This window comes from Dinoroseobacter sp. S76, from assembly GCF_049801095.1.
GTDB lineage: Bacteria > Pseudomonadota > Alphaproteobacteria > Rhodobacterales > Rhodobacteraceae > Dinoroseobacter.
Window position 1 is genome coordinate 652106 of record NZ_JBNAGH010000003.1, and the last position, 19395, is coordinate 671500.

The window sequence follows — 19395 nt, forward strand, 5'->3', positions numbered from 1 at the left end:
TCAGTGGACCGTGCAGACCATGCAGGGATCGAAACTGCGCACGATATGCTGAACCGAGATCGGCGTCTCCTCCGCCGGTCCCACAGGCGCCCCGGCCAGCGCGGCTTCGACCGCCCCGGGCTGCCCCGCCCGGTCGCGCGGGCTGAAATTCCATGTGGTCGGCGCGACGATCTGATAGCCCGCGATCCGGCCTTTCTCGATCCGCAACCAATGGCCCAGCGCGCCGCGCGCCGCCTCCACCAGCCCGACGCCCTCTCCCTCGCGCGGGGTCTCGCCCTGCACCATGAAGACCGCCCCGGGATCGAGCGCCCGGGTCCACTCCTCCAGCAGGATCTGTGTCCGCGCCACCTCCAGCAGGCGCCCGGCCACCCGGCTCAGCACCGTACTGCCGCCCGAGGCCGCCAACGCCCGGGCCAGCGGATGCCCGTCCACCACTTGCCGGGCAAAGGCCCCGGTCTCGGCCACCTGCCCCGCGAGGCGTGGCGCCTTGCACCAGCTATAGGCGGGGGCCGCCATATCCTCATCCGGTCGGGTTTGCCCGGCCTGCGGATGGGCATCTTCGCCGAGCATCCAGGCATGGCTCAGATCCTCGACCACATCCGCCGGATCAAAGGGGCGCAGCGCCCCGTCCCAAACCCCTTGGGCAAAGGCCGGCCCCGCGTCCCCCGCATAGGCGCCGAAGGACAGATAGCGCCCCGGCCCCGCGCCCATCTCTGCCAGTTCGAGATCCCGCGCGATCCGCAGAAAGAGCCCGGCATCCCCAGGCTCCCAGGCCATCAGCGCCTCAACCGACGCGAGCTCGGCAAAGGCCTCCACCGGCGCGCCAAAGAGATCTGTCTCCAGAAACCGCCGGAACCCGGCGAGGCTCAGCGCGATCCGCGCCTTGTCCCGTGCGGTCGGGGCCTTGGTCACGCCCCCCGGCTGGATCGCCAGCGTGTGGGGCCACTTGCCCGCAAGCAGCCCGAGGACATGCATCAGCTCAGCCCGGGCCGAGAGCGTCGCATGGGCCATGGAGCCCTTGGTCGCCAGAAACCGCTCGGTCACCGCGCCGTGCCAGTCGCGGCCCGCGTAATCGGCGCGCGCGAAATCCGGCATGAAGAACAGCGCGAAATGGGTGATGTGATCGGCCAGATTCTCTACCGCATGGATGATCTGCGCCGCCCGCGCGCCATTCTCAGTAGGGCTCACGCCCTGCGCCGCCGCCAGTGCCCGCGCCGCCGCCGCCGATTGGCTGATCGAACAGATCCCACAGATCCGCGGCGTCAGGGTCAGCGCATCCTGTGGCGCTTTGCCCAGGAGCATCATTTCGAACCCGCGAAAGAGCGGCGAGTTCGCATAGGCCGCCTGCACCCGGTCGCCAGAGATCTCGAGTCGCAGCTCCAGATCCCCTTCCACCCGGTTGAACGGCCCGACCAGAAGTTCCCGCTCGCTCATGCGCCGGGGGGCTTTCGCAAGGTGGGCGGCACGCGCACCCGGTCCGAGACAGCGTTCTCGCCCACACGCGGCGGGGTGGCGGCCTTGCTCAGCGAGGCGAGCGCCATGAACCAGGCCTTGGGCATATCCGTGGGCAGACCCACGGGGATCCCGGCCAGTTTCGGGGTCTCGGTGAAGGGATGGCGCGGCTCCTCAAATTCGGGCGCGGTGCAGTTCACGCAAGGATAGCCGCCGCGCGTGCAGCTCCCCGATCCGTTCCAGGGCCGGATGTTGCAATCGCCCACGGCTTGCGTGCCGACACAGCCCAGATGCTCCATCATGCAGCCCATCTCCGACAGGCTGCGGGCGCTGGCCTTGTACTCGTAGTATTCGTTCTTCGGGCAGGCATGGTGGACCAGATGATCTGCATAAAACCGCGGCCGGGCATAGGCATCGAGCGCCTCTGGCGTCAGATCATCGCCCGCCAGCATCAGAAGCGTCTCGGTCACCCAGTCCGGATGGGTCGGGCAGCCCGCGATATTGACCACCGGCAGGCCCTCGGCCCCGCGAAACTCCGGCGGCAGCACGCCGCCCGGATGGGTGCCCTCATATTGCAGACCGACCGCATCCGTCGGGTTGCCCCCAGCCGAGGTCACGCCACCAAAGGCCGCGCAACTGCCCACGGCCAGCACATGGCCCGCATGGGGGGCAAGGCTCTCGACCCAATCGAGCATGGACCGCCCCGTCCCCGAGAGCATCTGGTAGCGCCCGGTCCCTTTGGGCCCTTTGGCCACCGCACCCTCGACGCAGAGGATATCGAGCGGGATCTCCCCCGCCTCGATCCCGGCCAAGAGCGCGCGCACCTCGGCGCCGGTCTCGGCACTGAGCGCCGGATGCCAGAGCAGGTCGATCCCCGCCCCCTCCAGCGCATGCAGAACGCCGGGCGCCTCAGCACAGAGAAGCGACATGGTGCAGCCGCCGCAGCCCGCTGATTGCAGCCAGAGCATGCTCCGCCGCCGGGTCATGGCGCGGTCACCACGGGCAGTTCCAGCCGCATGCAGGTCCCGGTCTCGGTCGGCACATGCAAGAGCCGCCCGCCATGCTCATCGGCAATCTTGTGGGAAATCGCGAGGCCCAGCCCCGTCCCCTGCCCCACGGGTTTCGTGGTGTAGAACGGATCGAAGATATGCGGGGCCACATCCGCGGGAATCCCCGGCCCCGTATCGGTGACATCGAGGGTCAGCAGATCCCCGGTCTGGTAGACGTCCAAATGCAGCGATGCATCCTCCTGATCGGCCATGGCATCTACGGCGTTTTGCACCAGATTCATGACCACTTGCTGAATATGCCCCGGCTTGCCCGCGACCGGGGCCGCATCGAGCCCCATGAAGGTAATCCGCAGCTCGCCCTTTGCCCCGCGCGCGACCCAGCTCGCCGCCGTCCGCGCCGCCTCGGCCAGATCGAACTCCTCGGTCTCGCCTGAACCCTCCGCCGAGAGCCGCCGCAGATCGGCCACGATATCGCGCACCCGTTCCGCCCCGTCCCGGGCCCCGTCAATTGCCTCGCGCAGGTTGCGGATCTCCCGGTCGAGCTTCAGCTCCTCGCGGAGCGACACGAGCTCGGCCCGGTCCGCGCCCTCCTGCACCCGCTCGAAATAGGTCTCGAACTTGGTGGCGTAGCGCTCCATGGCATGGGCGTTCGCATAGACGAAACTGATCGGGTTGTTCAGCTCATGGGCCACGCCCGCGAGCAGCCGACCCAGCGAGGCGAGCTTTTCATTGCGCACCAGCTGGGCCTGGGTCTGTTGCAGGGCGTCATGGCTCTTGGCGAGCTCGGCATAGGCCTGGCGCAGCTCGCCCACGGGCCGCCCGGTCAGAACCGCGCCCGTCGCGCGCCCGCGATCATCGAGCCGCGGCGCGATGTTGAACTCCAGCGTCGCCGCCCCATCGGCCAGATCCAGATCCGCCTCGAAATCCACCCGCGCCTTGGCCGAGATCGCCGCCTGCAAAGCATCCGCCAACCGGGGCCGGTCCGCTTCGGTGAACAGCGCAGCGACGGGCGTCTCAAGGATCTCTTCCCGGTCCCGCTCCGCCAACCGCAGGAGCGACGCGCTGCATTCTTGCAGATCCCCGGTCCGCGACACGACCAGGAGCACATCCGAAACCGAGGCCATGACTGACCCCATGAAGCGGCGCAGATCCTCAAGCTCGCGGTTGCGCGCCTCCAGCGCGGTCTGGTTCTCGATCAGAGCGGAATAGGTGTCATCGACGGCCCGCAACACTTCGGACCATGCGGAATCGTCAATCCCGGACAGGCTCCCCGATTGGGGCGTGGAGGGCGGCTCAAGGCGCATGGATCAAAGCCTAGTCCCAATCGCCGCTTTAGGCGAGGGGATGATCTGGCGCAGGGGGGCGGGGCCTAATCGCCCCGCAACCGGGCCCGCAAGTCGGTCTTGAGGACCTTTCCGTAATTGTTCTTGGGCAGTGCTTCGATGGCGATATAGGCCTTGGGCCGCTTGAACCGCGCGATCTGATCGAGGCAGAGCGCGTCAAGCGCCGCCTCCGCCAGAGCCGCGCCGGGGGTGGGGACGACAAAGGCCACGACCTCCTCGCCCCAGTCTGGATGGGGCCGCCCCACGACCGAGACCTCGGCCACGCTCTCATGGGTCAGGAGCACCTCCTCGACCTCGCGCGGATAGACGTTGGAGCCGCCCGAGATGATCATATCCTTGGACCGGTCCACCATGGTCAGATAGCCATCCGCATCGAGCCGCCCCATATCCCCGGTCCAGAGCCAGCCGTCCTTGATGGTGTCCGCCGTGGCCTCGGGCCGGTTCCAATAGCCCAGCATCAGACCCGCGCCGCGCACAGCGATCTCGCCGGTCTCGCCTACAGGCACGGGCGCGCCGCTCTCATCGAGGATGGCGACCTCGCTGATGGTCTGGGCCGTGCCGACCGAGGCCAGCCGCGCCTGCCAGTTCGGATGGGTGCGATCGCTCACATCCGCCCGGCTCAGCGCTGTGATCCCCATGGGGCACTCGCCCTGCCCGTAAACCTGCACGAAGCGGTCGCCCAGAACCTCGACCGCCTCCATGATGTCGGCCAGATACATCGGCCCGCCCGCATAGATGACGGTCTTGATCCCGTCCCCCGTGGCGCCCGTCGCCTTGGCCACATCGATCATCCGGCGCACCATGGTCGGGGCGGCGAACATGCTGATCGCGCGCATCTCGGCGGCCAGTGCAAAGATCTCCGCCGGCTCGAACCCGCCGCTCTCGGGCACCACATGGCGCGCGCCGCGCAGCACATGCATGAAGTTGTAGATACCCGCCCCATGGCTCATGGGCGCGGCATAGAGGATCGCATCCTCGGCGCTGACCTCGTCCACATCCACGAAATAGCTGAGGGTCATGGCGGTGATGGTGGCCGTGCTTATCATCACGCCCTTGGGCTTGCCCGTGGTGCCGGAGGTGTAAAAGAGCCAGGCGAGATCCTCGCGCGCCATCTCCACCGGCTCGGCCATGGGAGGCGTGGCGAGCATCCCGGCGAAATCGGCACCGCCACTGACCACGCAAGGGCACGCGGGCGCGACCTCGGCGAGCCCCTCGGCCAGATCCGGGGTGGTAAAGCATAGGGTCGCCTGCGCATCCGACAGGATCCATTCCGCCTCCCGCGGATGGAGCTTGGCATTGATCGGGATCGCCGCCGCACCGCTCCACCAGATGCCATAGATCACCCGCAGGTAATCCGTGCAGTTCTTCATGAAGACGCCGACCCGGTCGCCCTTGCCGATCCCGCGCGCGGCCAGCGCCGCCCCGATCCGGGCCGCCTGATCGGCAAAACCCGCATAATCCGTCTCCAGCGTGGTACCGGTATAGAGGGCGGGGGCATCTGGGCTGCGCGTGGCACTGCGCGCCAGCCAAAGGGCGAAATTCATGCAGTCACTTTCTTAAAGCGCAATGTCAGAAGGGCAGGCTAGTCCGGCCTCCTGCACCCTGTCTAGCCACCGCGCCCGGGCAGCCATGTGGCCAGCGGCGGGAAGAGGATCAAGAGCGCCACCAGCGCCAGCGAGCACAGGATGAACGGGATCGCCGCCAGATAGATCTCGCGCATGGTCGTGCTCGGCGGGGCCACGCCCTTCATCACGAAAAGCAAAAGACCAAAGGGCGGGGTCGTAAAGCTGATCTCCAGCGCCAAGAGCATGATCAGCCCGAACCACACGAGATCAAAGCCCAGGCTCTCGGCCAGCGGAAAGAAGATCGGTACGGTCAGGAGCATGATCGAGATCTGCTCCATGAACATGCCAAGGATCAAAAGCACCCCGAACATCGCCAAGAGCATCCAGATCGGGTCGAGCTCGAACCCCGTCGCCCAGGTGATCAGCCCGCGCGAGGCGCCGGAAAAGGCCAGAAGCTGGCTGAAGGTCGCCGAGCCAAAGACGATCATATAGGCCATGAGCGTGACCTTGAGCGCGCCGATAACCGACGTCTTCAGAGCCTTGAGCGTGAGGCACCGGAACGCAGCCGCCAGCAGGATCACCCCCAGCGCGCCAAAGGCCGCCGCCTCGGACGGGGTGACAATGCCAAAGATCATCAGGGTGACAATGACGATCATCACCCCCACCATGGGCACCACATCCCGGAGAAGCAGGCCAAGCTTGGCCAGCGCCGAGATCGGCGAGACGTCATAGGCCGGGGCCGCGCTCGGGTCCCGCCGGGTCTGGACGTAGATCGTGGCGATATAGAACCCGGCAAGGATCAACCCCGGGAACACCCCGGCGATCAGCAATGCGCCAACATCGATTTGTGCCAGCGTGGCCAGCAGGACCGCGAGCGCCGAGGGCGGGATGATGATCGCAAGCCCCCCGGTGCCGAGGATCGGCCCGATGCTCATATGGGATTTGTAGCCGCGCGCCTGCATCTCCGGCACCATCAGGCTGCCCAGCAGGGCGGTGGATCCCATGGAAGACCCCGAGAGGGTCGAAAACCCCGTCCCGCCCAGCACGGTGACATAGCTCAGCCGCCCAGGCAGGCGCCCCAGCAGCCGGTCAATGGCCGTGAACATGCGCCCGCCAAGGCCGGTGTGGAAGAAGATCTCCCCCATCAGCAGGAAAAGCGGGATCGGCACCAGCGCGAATTTCGTCAGCGCCCCGAGCCCGTTGTTCAGCAGTTGCACGACCCCCCGGTCGCCGCCCATGAACACCCAGGCCCCGAGGATATTCGCCGCCAGAAAGGCCAGCGCCACGGGCATGCCCAGCGCCATGAGCGCCACGATGGCCCCCAAGAGCAGGGCCAAAGCCTCAAACCATTCCATCGGGCCATTCCATTATTCGTGGATCCCCGCTTCGCCCGAATGCAGGATCTCGCGCCCGACCACGAAGCGCGTGAACTCCAGCGCCATGAAACCAAAGGCAATGGGGAAGGAGATCGTCAGCATCCAGCGCGGAAAGAAATAGGCGCGGACGTCATAGTCGTTCCGCTCCAGATTGCGCAGGCAGAGCTCCACACCTTTCCAGGCAAGGATCACACAGACCAGCACACATAGGAGTGCGACCGCCCGGCTCACCACCTGCCGCACCCCCTCGGGCAGGGCGGCGGTGACAAGCTCGATATGCACATGCCCCTTCTCGCGCACGAGCCAGGGCGCCCCAAGCATCGTCAGGTAGAGAAGACTGTATTCCGCGGATGTGAAGAGCCAGGCAAAGGGCTGCACCCCCGCATTGCGCATCACCACCGAGACGATCACCGAGACCATCAGCCAGACAAGGCCGAGCCCCGCGAGGGCGGCCATCCCGACGATCCATCCGTCATAGAGTTTCACGAGCACGCGCATGGGCGGGGCGGGTCCGCGCCGACGGGCTTGCCCCGTCGGCGCCTCTCTCAGATCAATCCTGCGCCGGATCGTAGAAGAGCGAGATCAGCGTGTCGTAATTGCCGTCCCCCGAGGGATGCTCGGCCATCAGACCCTTCATCCGCTCCCAGGTCTTCTCACGTGCGGCGGCCAGGTACCGCGCCTTGGCATCGCCCTCGAGGCTCACGACCTTCATACCGCCCGCATCCAGCGCCTTGAAATCCTCATCGCGCTTGGCCGTCAGGGCCGCAACACTGTCCTTCTCATGCTGGATCGCCACATCCTGCAGGATGGTGCGGGCCTCCTCGCTGAGGCTCTCCCATTTCTCGAGGTTCACGATCACCCCGAGATCGGTCGAGAAGAAGCTCGGCTCGATCCGGTAGTTCAGGAACTCGTTCCACTTCAGGTCAATCAGCCCGATCTGGGTCCAGCCCGTGGCATCCACCACGCCCCGCTCCAGCGCCGCATAGACATCCGTCGTGGGCAGATCGATCACCTGCGCGCCGAGATACTCGGTGAAGAACGCGTTATAAACCGCGTTGCCACGCAGCTTGATGCCCGCCACGCTCAGATCGCCGTCATCCTCGAAGGTCGGCTCATCCACGGTCCAGAGGTTGTAGCTCACGCCGCTGTCGAACCAGCCGAGATATTTCAGGCCCATCTTCTCCTGATGGATCTGGTCGATCAGCTCGGTCCCGCCATTCATCCGGGTCTCGACCGCCGTGAGGTTCGAAGCCACCATCGCGTCCTTTTCAGGCAGCGCACCGCCATAGAAGGAGCCGGGCGTATAGACCATATCCACGATCCCGTCGCGCACCGCATCGGGCTGCTGGAACATGCCGATCGCCTCGGGACCACCCCGCACCTCGATCTGCACCACACCCTCGCCCGCGGCATTCACCTTGTCGACGAATTCCAGAAAGCTCTTGGTGTAGATCAGCGTGGTCGGAAAGGCATGGACCGCAGTCAGCGTGTCCATGGACCAGGCCGCACCACCCAGCCCGAGGCTGCCGGCGAGCACGGTGCCCAATACGGTATGTTTCATCACTTCGCTCCTTCATGTTCGGTTCGCGCTGCGGCGACCCAGTTCCCTGTTGTGGCACCTGTCCGGGGCGATGCCTGTGCCCCTTTTGCCGCGTTCAAACGCGGTCTGGTCTTGTCTCTGCTGCAAGCCCCGGGGGCCGCACCGCCGCCCAGGGTCGGGCCCGCGCATCCCGGTCGCGAAAGGCGGTGATATCCGCCGCATAGGCCCGGGTCAGATCGATGTCGTCCCAACCTTCCATGAGTTTCTGCCGCCAAACCGGGTCGAGCCTGAACGGCACCCGACAGGCAGGCCCGACGATCTCGCAGGCTTCCAGATCCACGGTCACCGGGCGCGGCGCCTCGCCTAGCCCGGCCAGCATCGCGGCGGCCACATCCTCGCTGACCTGCGCCGGGCAGAGCCCGTTATTCACCGCATTGGCCGCAAAGATATCGCCAAAGCTCGGGGCCACGACCACGCGGATCCCGTAATCGATCAGGGCATAGACCGCCGCCTCCCGGGAGGAGCCGCAGCCGAAATTCCGCCCCGCCACGAGCACGCTGGCCCCGGCGCTCTCGGTTCTGTTCAGCACAAACTCGGGCAGGCGCGCGCCCGCCCCGTCAAACCGCAGATCATGGAGGAGGAACCCGCCATAGCCCGCCTCTCGCGGCGTCGCCATGAAGCGCGCCGGGATCAGCTGATCCGTGTCGACCCCATCCATGGGGAGACCCACGGCGAGGCCCTCATGGGTCTGCCAGCCGCGCGCGCTCATGCCACCGCCCTCCCGGCCAGAAGGGGGCGAACATCGGTGATCTCGCCCGTGACCGCCGCTGCGGCGACCATGGCGGGCGACATCAGATGCGTGCGCGCACCGGGGCCTTGCCGCCCCTTGAAATTCCGGTTGGTGGTCGAGGCGCAGCGCGCGCCCGGCGCCACAAGATCGCCATTCATGCCCACGCACATGGCACAGCCCGCGCCCGTCCAGTCGAGCCCGGCAGCGGTGAAAATCCGGTCGAGCCCCTCCTGCTCGGCCTGCGCTTTCACCCGGGCCGAGCCGGGCGAGACCTGTCCCGGCACCTTGGCCGCGCGCCCTGCGAGCACAGCCGCTGCCGCGCGCAAATCCTCGATCCGGCCATTGGTGCAGGACCCGATGAAGACCTGATCCACGGGCAGGCCCGCAATTGGGCGCCCCGCCTCTAAGCCCATGTAAGTTAATGCAGAATTAACCTCTCCACCTTCCCCGCGGGGAAGGTTGCCGGTCACGGGAATGGCCTGATCCGGCCGCGTCCCCCAGGTCACGACCGGCGCGATCTGCGCGCAGTCGAGGCTCTCTTCACGGTCAAACGCGGCCTCCGGGTCGCTGGGCAGGGCCGCCCAATCGGTACAGGCCTTGTCCCAACCCCCGCCTTGGGGCGCATAGGGTCGGTCCTTGAGATAGGCGAAAGTGGTCTCATCCGGCGCGACGAGACCGAGCTTGGCCCCGCCCTCGATCGAGAGGTTGCACAGGGTCATCCGCCCTTCCATCGAGAGGCCCAGGACCGCAGCGCCCGTGTATTCGATGGCATGGCCCCGGGCCGCATCCGCCCCGAACCGCGCGATCCAGGCCAGCGCCATGTCCTTGGCCCCGACACCGGGTCCCAACGCGCCGTCAAAGCGCAGCCGCAAGGTCTTGGGCCGGGCCTGCCAAATGGTCTGGGTGGCCAGCACATGGGCCACCTCCGTCGCGCCGATCCCGAAGGCCAGCGCGCCGAACGCGCCATGGGTCGAGGTGTGGCTGTCGCCGCAATTGATGGTGAGACCGGGGAGGGTCAGCCCCTGCTCGGGCCCGATCACATGGACGATCCCCTGATCCGGATCCATCAGGTCAAAGAGGCGGATCTTGTGCCGCGCCGCGTTCTCCTTGAGCCGGGTGATCATGCTGCGGATCTCGGGCGTGGCGCCTCCCTTTTCGCGGTTCCGCGTGGGGGCATAGTGGTCGACCACGGCGAAGGTCTGCTCCGGTACAGCGACGGGCAGGCCCCGGGCCGCAAGCTTGGCAAAAGCGTGGTGCGAGCCCTCATGCAGCAGGTGGCGGTCCACCCAGAGGAGCGAGGTGCCATCCTCGCGCCGGAGCACCTCATGGGCGTGCCAGAGCTTCTCCAGCAGGGTGCGCGGAGCCGCGCTCATGCAACCCCCTCCGACGGGCTGGGCGGCTCGCTCAGTACCGGCTCCCAATGGCGATTGTCCTCGGCTCCGACCCGGCAGAGGGTCATGTCGAGCCGGTAGAGATCGGGCCGGTAGAGCGCCGAGAGGTACTCGATCCCCTGCCCGTCCACATCACGCACGACCCGGGTCAGCGCCGTCAGAGCCGAGCCCACGGCCACGTCTAGCGCATCCGCGACCTCGGGTGTCGCGAGCGTCGCGGTCACCGATTGATGGGCGGAGGCGATGCGTACCCCGCTGCGCTCCAGCAGGCGAAAGAGCGGCGTGGTCGCCAGATCCGCCTCGGAGTAATTCGTCGCGATCCGCGCGGGCACATGGGTGGTGAGATGCGAGAAGGGCACCCCGCCCAGCAGGCGCACCCGCGTGGCGGTCTGCACCTGCTCGGACGGCTCCAGCGCCAGCGCTTGCAGCACCGCGCCCGGCGCCTCGCCATAGGAGAAGGCCAGGAGCCGCGCCTCGGTGCGCTGCCCCATCTCCACCAGTTGCGGCATGAGAGACGCCAGATTGCCCGTCAGGACCGAGCCCGCCGCCCCCGGCGCGCACACCACGCTGCCTGCGCCCGCGCGCTTGTCGATCAGCCCATCCTCGGCCAAGGCCTCCAATGCGCGGCGGATCGTGACCCGGCTCACCCCGAAGCGGGCGGCGAGCTTCTGCTCGCCCGGCAACAGGTCCCCCGGGCGCATGGCATCCTGCACGATCATATCGCGCAACTGCAGGTAGACCCGCCGTGCCTTGCCCCCCTCGGGGAGGTGTGTGCCGCTGCCGCCATCCATGATGCGTCGCCCTCTCTTCCTAAGCGCCACCTAGCCCGGTTCGGCGCAGGCGCAAGATTTTGGATCACAAACCCTACCCTTTTTGGTCCATCGCCATAGCTTCACCTGTATCAAAAAGCAGACAGGTCCGTGCCGGAACCCGATCTGCGAGGGGGGAAGACAGCGGATGCCGGTGATCGAACTGCACCTGATCGAGGGCTATGACATCGACACGAAAGCCCGGTTGGGCCGGGGCCTGACCGATGCGGTGCGTGCGGTCCTCCCCGCCGATCCGGAGGCGGTGACGGTCCTCACCCATGAGGTCAGCGCCGCTGGGTATATGCGCGGCGGTCAGAACCGCAGCCCGGCCCCGGCCCTGCCCGACCCGGTGAAAACCGTGCGCGATTTCCTGCGGGCGATGGAGGCGCGGGATCTCGACCGCGCAGCGGGGTTCCTCTCCGAAGGGTTCGAGATGACCTTTCCCGGCGGCGTCCGCATGACCCGGCTCGACGAGCTCATCGCCTGGTCCAAGCCGCGCTATGCCCGGATCGCCAAGACCTATACAGGCTTCGACACGGCCATGACCGAGGGCGGTCCGGTGGTGATCTGCCGTGGCACGCTCGCCGGCGCTTGGCCCGGCGGCACCGCGTTCGAGGGCATCCGCTTTGTCGACCGTTTCGAGCTGCGGGCGGGCAAGCTGTGGCGGCAGGAGGTCTGGAACGACATGGGTGAGGCGCGGTTGGGCGAGGCCCAGTCATGAGCGCGACGGCCCCCTCCGAGATCGACCCGATCACCCTCGCCGTGCTGGCCGGGCGGATGGAGCAGATCGCCGATGAGATGGACGCGACGCTCTTTCGCGCGGCCTTCAACCCGATCATCGCCGAGGCCCATGACGCGTCCCACGGGATCTACCATGCTGAGACCGGCGACACCTTGGTACAGGGCAAATCGGGCCTGCCGATCTTCGTCGGGGTCATGGCCTTTGCGGTGAAGGCGGTGATCGAGAAGGCCGCACGGGACGGCGATCTGGCCGAGGGCGATGTCTATATCTTCAACGACGCCCATATCGGCGGCACCCATCTGAGCGATATGCGGCTGGTGCGTCCGGTCTTTCGTGACGGCGCGCTGATCTGCTTTCTCGCCTCGGTCGGCCATTGGCATGATGTGGGCGGCGCGGTGCCGGGCAATTACAACCCCTCGGCGACGGAAGTCTTTCAGGAGGCCTTCGTCCTGCCGCCGGTCAAGCTCATGCGCGCGGGCGTGCTCCAGACCGACATTGTCGACATCCTGATGCGCAACACGCGCCTGCCCGCCTCGGCCCAGGGGGATCTGAACGGCCAACTCGGCGCGCTCGATCTCGGGGTCAGGCGGCTGGATGCGCTCCTGTCGGATTACGGGGTGGCAACGGTGCAAGGCGCGCTCACGGCCCTGACCGACCGGGCGGAGGCCTTGATGCGGGCCGAGATCGCTGCCCTTCCCGATGGCCGCTGGGAGGCGGTGGATTACCTCGACAATGACGGGATCGACCCGGAGCCGCTGGCGATCAAGGTCGCGCTGGAGATCGCGGGTGATCGGCTCAGCCTCGATTTCACGGGCAGTGCGGGGGTGGTCAAAGGGCCGGTCAATATCGCCCTGCCCACGACGATTGCCACGGCCTATGTGGCGATGAAGCATATCTTTCCGAGCCTGCCCGCCAATGCCGGGGTGATGCGCCCGATAGCGGTAAAGGTGCCCGAGAGCTCGATCCTCTCGGCGGAGTTTCCGGCCCCCACGGGCGGCTATACGGAGACGATCCTGCGCATGATCGACGTGATCTTCTCGGCGGCGGCCCAGGCCATTCCGGACCGGGTTGTGGCCAATGCCTATGGCACGATCAACGCGCTGTCGATTGCCGGAAGGCGGGGGAATGGGGCGCGCTGGGTGATGTTCTCGTTCTATGGCGGCGGCCATGGCGGCAGCCCCGAGAGCGACGGGCTGAACCACGGGAACGCACCGATTTCGACGGCGACGATCCCGCCGGCGGAGATCCTCGAGGCCGCCTATCCGGTGATGTTCCGCCAATGGGCGTTGCGGCCAGACAGTGCCGGGCCCGGGGCCCATCGCGGCGGGCTGGGCGCGACCTATGAGATCGAGCTGCTGGAGGAGGAGGCGGAGGCGTTTCTCTTTGGCGAGCGTGGGCGGTTTGCCCCCAAGGGCGTGGCCGGGGGCGGCGACGGGGCGCTGAACGCGTTCCGCTATGAGCAGCCCGAGGGGTGGCAGGTGCCGCCGCTGGCCTCCAAGGCCGTGGGCATGCGCCTGACCAAAGGCCAGCGCGTGCGGCTCGACACGCCCGGGGGTGGAGGATACGGCGCAGCCTCCGAGCGCGGTCCTGAGGCCGTCGCCCGGGATGTGCGGCTGGGCTATCTCAGCCCCGAGGCCGCGACCGCGCAATACGGCCCCGCCTGGCAGGAGGTCGCGCCATGAGCGTGTTGATCGGCGTCGATGTTGGCGGGACCTTCACGGATGTCTTCGTTCTGGACGAGGGGACGGGCCGCGCCCGGGTGGCGAAGGTCCCGACCTCCCGCCCCGACCAGTCGGCGGGATTTCTCGCCGGGATCGGGGTGCATGTGCCGGATCTGAGCACTGTCGGCGCGGTGGTTCATGGCACCACCGCCGGGACCAACGCCCTGCTGGAGCGCAAGGGCGCGAAGACCGGGGTGATCACCACCGAAGGGTTCCGCGACGTGCTGGAGATGCGGCGGCGGGATCGGCGCGACACATGGGGGCTGCGCGGTGAGTTTCATTCGGTGGTGCCTCGTGACTTGCGCCTTGAGGTGCCCGAGCGGGTGCTCGCGGACGGGACATTGCATACTCAGGTCGATCTCGACGCAGTGCGGAGTGCGGCGGCGGAGTTGCTGGAGGCGGGCTGCGCGGCGGTCGCGGTCCTCTTCGTGAACAGCTATGCCAATCCGGCCAATGAAGCCGCAGCGCTCGCCGCCGTGCGGGAGGTCTGGCCCACGCCCCATGTAAGCGGCTCGTCCGAGATCCTGCCGGAGATCCGGGAGTTCGAGCGGTTCTCGACCTCCGCGCTCAACGCCTATCTGCAGCCCGAAGTGGCGGGCTATCTCGACCGGCTGGAGGCCGCGCTCAAGAGGGGCGGGTCCGGGGGCGAGTTCCTGATCGTGCAATCAAATGGCGGCGTGATGAGCGTCGAGACCGCCTGCGCGCGGCCCGTGCGGACGGCCCTGTCGGGGCCTGCGGCGGGGGTGACGGCGGCGGCCTATATCGCCGAGACGACAGGCTATCCGGACGTGATCACCGGGGATATGGGCGGCACGAGTTTCGATGTCTCGCTGGTCACGGGCGGGGTGCCCGCGCTCAGCCCGCAGACCGCGATCGATTTCGGGATGGTCATTCGCACGCCGATGATCGAGATCGCCACGATTGGCGCGGGGGGCGGCTCGATTGCCTGGGTGGACAAGGGCGGGCTCCTGCAGATCGGGCCGGAAAGCGCGGGCTCGACGCCCGGCCCCGTGGCCTATGGTCAGGGCAACACGCGGCCCACGGTGACGGATGCCAATGTCGTGCTGGGCCGGATCGACCCGGAGAACCCCATTGGCGGCAGCCTCAACCGGCTGGATGTGGAGGCCGCGCACGAGGCCATCGCGACCCATGTGGGCACGCCCCTGGGCCTCGATCCGCTGGCCGCGGCGGAGGCGATCCTGACCGTGGCCAATGCGCGGATGGCGGGCGCGATCCGGCTGGTGAGCATCGAGCGGGGCCATGATCCCAAGGCCTTTGCCTTCATGCCCTTTGGCGGAGGCGGGGCGCTCCATGCGACGGCGATGCTGCGCGAGGTCGGGCTCGCCCGGGCGATCATCCCGCGCTATCCCGGTGTGACCTCGGCCATGGGCTGCGTGATCGCCGATATGCGGCAGGATTTCGTGCAGACCCTGAACATGATGCTCGCGGATCTGACGCCCGAGACCCTGGCGCCGATCCTTGAGGGCCATGTGGCCGAGGGGCTCGCGACACTGGATGCGGCCCAGAGCCCCTTTGCCGCACGGCGGATCGTGCTGAGCTTTGACATGGCCTATCTGGGTCAGACCCATACGGTCGCCGTGCCTGTCCCCTTGCCCGAAGCGCCCGGAGGCACGGTGCGCCCGCCGGATGCGGAGACCATCGCCACGGCCTTTGACGCCACCTATCGCGCGGCATTCGGGCGGCTTCTGGAGGGCGGACAGCGCCGGGTGCTCAACCTGCGGACCAGCGTGACGGGCACGCGGCCCAAGTTTGACCTCAAGACCCTCGCGCCCGAAGACGGGTCCGACGCGGAGGCTGCGCGCCATGGCAGCCGACCGGTGCATTTCGGCGAGGGCTGGCAGGACACGGCGCTTTACCACCGGCTCGCCCTGCCCGTGGGCAGTGTCATTCCGGGCCCCGCCATTCTCGAACAACCCGACACCACAATCCTGATCGAACCGGGCTATGAGGGGCGCGTGGACGCCTATGGCAACCTCATCCTGTCGGTCACCCAACCGGAAGGGGGATCCTGATGGCCCAACCTTTGGCGACACTGGACCCGGCCCGTACGGCGCTGCTGACCATCGATCTTCAGAACGATTTCTTGCACCCGGACGGTGCCTATGGCCGCGCGGGCCAGACTGGCGAAGCGCTCACGGCCCTGCCCGCCCGGATCGCGCCCCTGCGCGACAAGCTGCGGGCGGCGGGAGGCACCTATATTTCGGCCCAGTTCACACTGGTGCCGGGGCGCGATGGCGAGCCCCTGATCGCGCCGCATCTGAAGGCCTTGCGCCCCTTCCTCGGACGCGGAGATTTCTGCCCCGGGGCCTGGGGACACGGGCTGGTCGAGACGCTCGCACCGGCGGATTTCACCATCGAGAAGGTCGCCTATTCCGCGCTCTACCAGACGCGGCTGGAATATGTCCTGCGCGCCATGGACATCGACCGGTTGATCATCGGCGGGATCGTGACGAATGGCGGCGTCGCCTCCACCGTGCGGGACGCCCATCTGCGCAACCTCGACACGGTGCTCTTGTCCGATGGCTGCGCAGCCTTCGACCCGGAGGTCCATGCGGCAACCCTGAAATCCCTCGGCACCGTCACCCGGATCGCCAGCTGTGCGGATGTGGAGGCGGTGCTATGAGCCTGCGCGCGCGCCTGACCGATCCCTCGATCCTCGTGGCGCCGGGGGTCTATGATGCCCTGACGGCGGCGCTGGCCGCCCAAGCCGGGTTCGAGGCGCTGTACCTCTCGGGGGCGGCGGTCTCCTACACGCGGCTCGGGCGGCCGGATATCGGGCTGACTTCGGTCACGGAGATGGCCTCGACCATGGCGCTGGTGCGGGACCGGGTGGATATTCCGGTGATCATCGACGCGGATACGGGCTTCGGCAATGCGCTCAACGCCCAGCGGACCATGCGGCTCTATGAGCGGGCCGGGGCGAGCGCCTTGCAGGTCGAGGATCAGAGCTATCCCAAACGCTGCGGCCATCTGGCGGACAAGGTCCTCGTCCCGGTCTCGGAGATGGCGGGCAAGGTCCGGGCCATGGCCGATGCGCGCCTCTCGGAGGAAACGCTGATCGTGGCGCGCACGGATGCCATCGCGGTCGAGGGGCTGGAGGCCGCGCTCGACCGGGCGGAAGCCTATCTGGAGGCCGGGGCGGATGTGCTCTTTATCGAGGCGCCGCGCTCGGACACCCATATGACGGCGATTGCCGGACGCTTTGCCGGGCGCGTGCCGCTCCTGGCGAATATGGTCGAAGGCGGGGATACGCCCCTGAAATCCGCGACCGAACTGGAGGCGCTGGGGTTCGGCGTGGTGATCTTCCCCGGCGGGATCGTCCGGGCCCTCGCCCATACGGCGGAGGCCTATTACCACTCCCTCGCCGCGACCGGATCCAACGCGGCCATGCAGGAGCGGATGTTCGATTTCGGCGCCCTGAATGCGCGGCTGGGCACGGCAGAGATCCTCGCTGCGGGCAAAACCTATGAGGGGGACACGTCATGAGCGTCGCACCTCCTCCTGCGGGCGGCTTCGCCCTTCAATTCGACACGGTCATCGTGGGCGGCGGTGCGGGCGGCATGGTGGCCGCCCTGACCAGCGCGGAACAGGGGCGGTCCTGCCTGATCCTCGAGCGCGACGCGGTGCAGGCGGGCTCCACCGCCCTCTCGGCGGGGCTGATCCCGGCGGCGGGCACGCGCATGCAGGCGAATGCCGGGATCAAGGACAGCCCCAGCGCCTTTGCCGTCGACATCCAGACCAAGGCGCGCGGCGAGGCGGATGGGGCCGTGGTCAAGGCGCTTTGCGCGCAATCGGGTCCGACCATCGAGTGGCTCGCCGAGACCCATGACATGCCCTTCTCGGTCGTCGCGGATTTCGACTATCCCGGCCACTCCACAAGGCGCATGCACGGGCTGCCGAGCCGGGCGGGACAGGAGCTGGTGGACCGTCTGCGCGAGGCCTGCACCCGCATGGAGGGGATCGAGACGCTCACCGAGGCGAAGGTGACCACCCTTTACGCCGAGGAGGACGGAGAGATCGCCGGGGTCGCCTATACGCGGCCCGATGGCGGGCTGGACCGGGTGGGGTGCGGGCGGCTGATCCTCGCCTGCAACGGGTTTGGCGGCAATGCCGAGATGGTCGCGATGCAAACCCCCGAGATCCGCGATGCGCTCTATTTCGGGCATGACGGCAATCAGGGCGATGCGCTTGTCTGGGGCGCAGGCCTCGGCGCCGCGACCCGCCATCTGGATGCCTATCAGGGCCACGGCAATGTGGCCCATCCCCATGGGATCCTCGTGACCTGGGCGGTGATGGCCGAGGGCGGTGTGCAGGTCAATCGCGAGGGCAAACGGTTCTGGAACGAAAGCCTTGGCTATTCTGAGGCCGCGCGCGAGGTGCTGCGCCAGCCGGGCGGCGAGGCCTATGCGATTTTCGACAGCCGGATCGCAAGCATCGCCCGGCAGTTCGAGGATTTCCGCGCCGCCGAGACCGCAGGTGCGATTGTCACCGCCGACACGCCCGAGGCCCTGGCCGCGCGGCTCGGGTTGCCGGGCCCGACGCTGGTGCAGACGATGCTGGGGCTCGAAAGCCTGAAAGCCTGCAGCTTTGGCCGGATCTTCGACCCCACCAAGCGATTGCGCCCGCCCTATCACGGGGTGCGGGTCACGGGGGCGTTGTTTCACACGCAAGGCGGGCTCGACATCACGCCCGAGGGGCAGGTCAAGCGGGCCGCGGGCGGGGTGCTGCCGAACCTCTATGCCGTGGGCGGGGCGGCCTGTGGCGTCTCGGGCTCCGGCGATGCGGGGTATCTGTCGGGCAATGGTCTGCTGAGCGCGGTGGTGCTGGGCCGCTTGGCGGGGGCGGCACCCTAGGGGGTCGCGGTGCGGCGCCAGCGGCGGGCGCGCGCCTCCCATGGCTGGACGAGCGCGTATTCCAGCGCCAGCATGATCGCCACAAAGCTCAGGGCATAGGCCAGCACATATCCGGTCTCGAAGAGCTGGAAATAGAGGTGGATCTGAAAGCCCACCCCGTTGGAGCGGCCCAGAAACTCCACCACCAGCACGATTTTCCAGATCACGGCGAGCCCGTTGCGGACCGCTGTCGAGATGAAGGGCGCGAGCTGCGGGATCAGCACATGGCGGATCCGCGACCAGGCGGAAAAGCGGTAGACCCGCGCCATCTCGGCCACATTGGGGTCGAGCGCGCGCACCCCTTCGCGCATGGTGACGATCACCATGGCCGTCTTGTTCAGGGCCACCGCCACGATCGCCGCGGTCTCGTTCAGCCCGATCCAAAGATAGCAAAGCACGATCACCACCAGCGCGGGCAGGTTCAGAAAGAACACCACCCAAGGGTCGAGCCAGCGGTCGAGCCAGGGCAGCTTGCCCAGCACCACCCCGATCACCGAGCCGAGCCCCATGGCCAGCCCGAAGGCCGCCGCGACCCGGATCAGGGTCTGGGTCGTGTGAAAGGCCAGCTCGCCCGAGGCCCATTCCGCCGCGATGATCGTCCAGACGGTCATGGGCGAAGGCAGCACCGCCGGATCGGCCAGCGCGAGCGCCCCCAATTGCCAGGCCACGCCCAGCGCGATCAGCGACAGGAACGTGGTGCGGAACTTGGTGAGGCCGGCCTGCATGTCCATGGCGTAACTCTG

At 67.6% G+C, this 19395-nt stretch carries 17 protein-coding genes; 6 read left to right on the plus strand and 11 right to left on the minus strand.

Features of this window, described 5'->3' with window-relative positions; translation table 11 throughout:
- The 10 genes from ACP153_RS12750 to ACP153_RS12795 form a co-directional block, all read right to left on the minus strand.
- Entirely contained in the window at positions 1–1434 is a 1434-nt protein-coding gene (locus tag ACP153_RS12750) for a nickel-dependent hydrogenase large subunit (protein ID WP_424971374.1), read from the minus strand.
- Entirely contained in the window at positions 1431–2438 is a 1008-nt protein-coding gene (locus ACP153_RS12755; protein ID WP_424971375.1) for a HupU protein, read from the minus strand. The genes ACP153_RS12750 and ACP153_RS12755 overlap by 4 nt, the downstream gene beginning before the upstream one ends.
- On the minus strand, positions 2435–3766 hold the full coding sequence (locus ACP153_RS12760) for a sensor histidine kinase (RefSeq protein ID WP_424971376.1): 1332 nt from the start codon (positions 3764–3766) through the stop codon (positions 2435–2437). The genes ACP153_RS12755 and ACP153_RS12760 overlap by 4 nt, the downstream gene beginning before the upstream one ends.
- A gap of 65 nt (positions 3767–3831) precedes the next feature.
- Positions 3832–5349: an AMP-binding protein gene (locus ACP153_RS12765; RefSeq protein ID WP_424971377.1), complete on the minus strand. Its 1518-nt coding sequence runs from the start codon at positions 5347–5349 to the stop codon at positions 3832–3834.
- Positions 5350–5411: 62 nt separating this feature from the next.
- Complete coding sequence (locus ACP153_RS12770; protein ID WP_424971379.1) at positions 5412–6725, minus strand: TRAP transporter large permease; 1314 nt, start codon at positions 6723–6725, stop codon at positions 5412–5414.
- 12 nt (positions 6726–6737) lie between these two features.
- Positions 6738–7244, minus strand: a complete 507-nt coding sequence (locus ACP153_RS12775) for a TRAP transporter small permease (RefSeq protein ID WP_424971380.1) — start codon at positions 7242–7244, stop codon at positions 6738–6740.
- A gap of 52 nt (positions 7245–7296) precedes the next feature.
- Positions 7297–8307, minus strand: coding sequence for a TRAP transporter substrate-binding protein DctP (gene dctP / locus ACP153_RS12780; RefSeq protein WP_424971381.1), 1011 nt, complete (start codon positions 8305–8307; stop codon positions 7297–7299).
- A gap of 94 nt (positions 8308–8401) precedes the next feature.
- The gene (gene leuD / locus ACP153_RS12785; RefSeq protein ID WP_424971382.1) at positions 8402–9055 is read right to left on the minus strand and encodes a 3-isopropylmalate dehydratase small subunit; all 654 of its coding nucleotides are present in this window, start codon (positions 9053–9055) and stop codon (positions 8402–8404) included.
- Positions 9052–10449 (minus strand): 3-isopropylmalate dehydratase large subunit, encoded by a 1398-nt coding sequence (gene leuC / locus ACP153_RS12790; RefSeq protein ID WP_424971383.1) that lies wholly within the window; start codon positions 10447–10449, stop codon positions 9052–9054. The genes leuD and leuC overlap by 4 nt, the downstream gene beginning before the upstream one ends.
- Positions 10446–11258, minus strand: a complete 813-nt coding sequence (locus ACP153_RS12795) for a GntR family transcriptional regulator (RefSeq protein ID WP_424971384.1) — start codon at positions 11256–11258, stop codon at positions 10446–10448. Before ACP153_RS12795 ends, leuC begins: the two co-directional genes overlap by 4 nt.
- Positions 11259–11424: 166 nt before the next feature.
- Between ACP153_RS12795 and ACP153_RS12800 the strand changes: the two genes are divergently transcribed.
- The 6 genes from ACP153_RS12800 to ACP153_RS12825 are packed head-to-tail and all read left to right on the plus strand — an operon-like array spanning position 11425 to position 18613.
- Positions 11425–11997 carry a nuclear transport factor 2 family protein gene (locus ACP153_RS12800; RefSeq protein WP_424971385.1) on the plus strand — a complete coding sequence of 191 codons (573 nt, stop codon included), beginning with the start codon at positions 11425–11427 and terminating at the stop codon, positions 11995–11997.
- Complete coding sequence (locus ACP153_RS12805; RefSeq protein WP_424971386.1) at positions 11994–13700, plus strand: hydantoinase B/oxoprolinase family protein; 1707 nt, start codon at positions 11994–11996, stop codon at positions 13698–13700. Before ACP153_RS12800 ends, ACP153_RS12805 begins: the two co-directional genes overlap by 4 nt.
- Positions 13697–15772 (plus strand): hydantoinase/oxoprolinase family protein, encoded by a 2076-nt coding sequence (locus ACP153_RS12810; protein WP_424971387.1) that lies wholly within the window; start codon positions 13697–13699, stop codon positions 15770–15772. The genes ACP153_RS12805 and ACP153_RS12810 overlap by 4 nt, the downstream gene beginning before the upstream one ends.
- On the plus strand, positions 15772–16383 hold the full coding sequence (locus tag ACP153_RS12815; RefSeq protein ID WP_424971388.1) for a cysteine hydrolase family protein: 612 nt from the start codon (positions 15772–15774) through the stop codon (positions 16381–16383). The genes ACP153_RS12810 and ACP153_RS12815 overlap by 1 nt, the downstream gene beginning before the upstream one ends.
- Positions 16380–17246, plus strand: coding sequence for an isocitrate lyase/PEP mutase family protein (locus tag ACP153_RS12820; protein ID WP_424971389.1), 867 nt, complete (start codon positions 16380–16382; stop codon positions 17244–17246). Before ACP153_RS12815 ends, ACP153_RS12820 begins: the two co-directional genes overlap by 4 nt.
- Positions 17243–18613 (plus strand): FAD-dependent oxidoreductase, encoded by a 1371-nt coding sequence (locus tag ACP153_RS12825; RefSeq protein ID WP_424971390.1) that lies wholly within the window; start codon positions 17243–17245, stop codon positions 18611–18613. Before ACP153_RS12820 ends, ACP153_RS12825 begins: the two co-directional genes overlap by 4 nt.
- Here ACP153_RS12825 and ACP153_RS12830 read toward each other — a convergent pair.
- On the minus strand, positions 18610–19383 hold the full coding sequence (locus ACP153_RS12830) for an ABC transporter permease (RefSeq protein WP_424971391.1): 774 nt from the start codon (positions 19381–19383) through the stop codon (positions 18610–18612). The genes ACP153_RS12825 and ACP153_RS12830 overlap by 4 nt on opposite strands.
- Between the last annotated feature and the right edge of the window lie 12 nt (positions 19384–19395).

Bases quoted from the DNA above. Each gene is read 5' to 3' on its own strand.
- ACP153_RS12750 (WP_424971374.1), bottom strand. From the start codon at position 1,434: ATGAGCGAGCGGGAACTTCTGGTCGGGCCGTTCAACCGGGTGGAAGGG.
- dctP (WP_424971381.1), bottom strand. From the start codon at position 8,307: ATGAAACATACCGTATTGGGCACCGTGCTCGCCGGCAGCCTCGGGCTG.
- leuC (WP_424971383.1), bottom strand. From the start codon at position 10,449: ATGAGCGCGGCTCCGCGCACCCTGCTGGAGAAGCTCTGGCACGCCCAT.
- ACP153_RS12795 (WP_424971384.1), bottom strand. From the start codon at position 11,258: ATGGATGGCGGCAGCGGCACACACCTCCCCGAGGGGGGCAAGGCACGG.
- ACP153_RS12820 (WP_424971389.1), top strand. From the start codon at position 16,380: ATGAGCCTGCGCGCGCGCCTGACCGATCCCTCGATCCTCGTGGCGCCG.
- ACP153_RS12765 (WP_424971377.1), bottom strand. From the start codon at position 5,349: ATGAATTTCGCCCTTTGGCTGGCGCGCAGTGCCACGCGCAGCCCAGAT.
- ACP153_RS12770 (WP_424971379.1), bottom strand. From the start codon at position 6,725: ATGGAATGGTTTGAGGCTTTGGCCCTGCTCTTGGGGGCCATCGTGGCG.
- ACP153_RS12775 (WP_424971380.1), bottom strand. From the start codon at position 7,244: ATGCGCGTGCTCGTGAAACTCTATGACGGATGGATCGTCGGGATGGCC.
- ACP153_RS12830 (WP_424971391.1), bottom strand. From the start codon at position 19,383: ATGGACATGCAGGCCGGCCTCACCAAGTTCCGCACCACGTTCCTGTCG.
- leuD (WP_424971382.1), bottom strand. From the start codon at position 9,055: ATGAGCGCGCGCGGCTGGCAGACCCATGAGGGCCTCGCCGTGGGTCTC.
- ACP153_RS12825 (WP_424971390.1), top strand. From the start codon at position 17,243: ATGAGCGTCGCACCTCCTCCTGCGGGCGGCTTCGCCCTTCAATTCGAC.
- ACP153_RS12805 (WP_424971386.1), top strand. From the start codon at position 11,994: ATGAGCGCGACGGCCCCCTCCGAGATCGACCCGATCACCCTCGCCGTG.
- ACP153_RS12755 (WP_424971375.1), bottom strand. From the start codon at position 2,438: ATGACCCGGCGGCGGAGCATGCTCTGGCTGCAATCAGCGGGCTGCGGC.
- ACP153_RS12815 (WP_424971388.1), top strand. From the start codon at position 15,772: ATGGCCCAACCTTTGGCGACACTGGACCCGGCCCGTACGGCGCTGCTG.
- ACP153_RS12810 (WP_424971387.1), top strand. From the start codon at position 13,697: ATGAGCGTGTTGATCGGCGTCGATGTTGGCGGGACCTTCACGGATGTC.
- ACP153_RS12760 (WP_424971376.1), bottom strand. From the start codon at position 3,766: ATGCGCCTTGAGCCGCCCTCCACGCCCCAATCGGGGAGCCTGTCCGGG.
- ACP153_RS12800 (WP_424971385.1), top strand. From the start codon at position 11,425: ATGCCGGTGATCGAACTGCACCTGATCGAGGGCTATGACATCGACACG.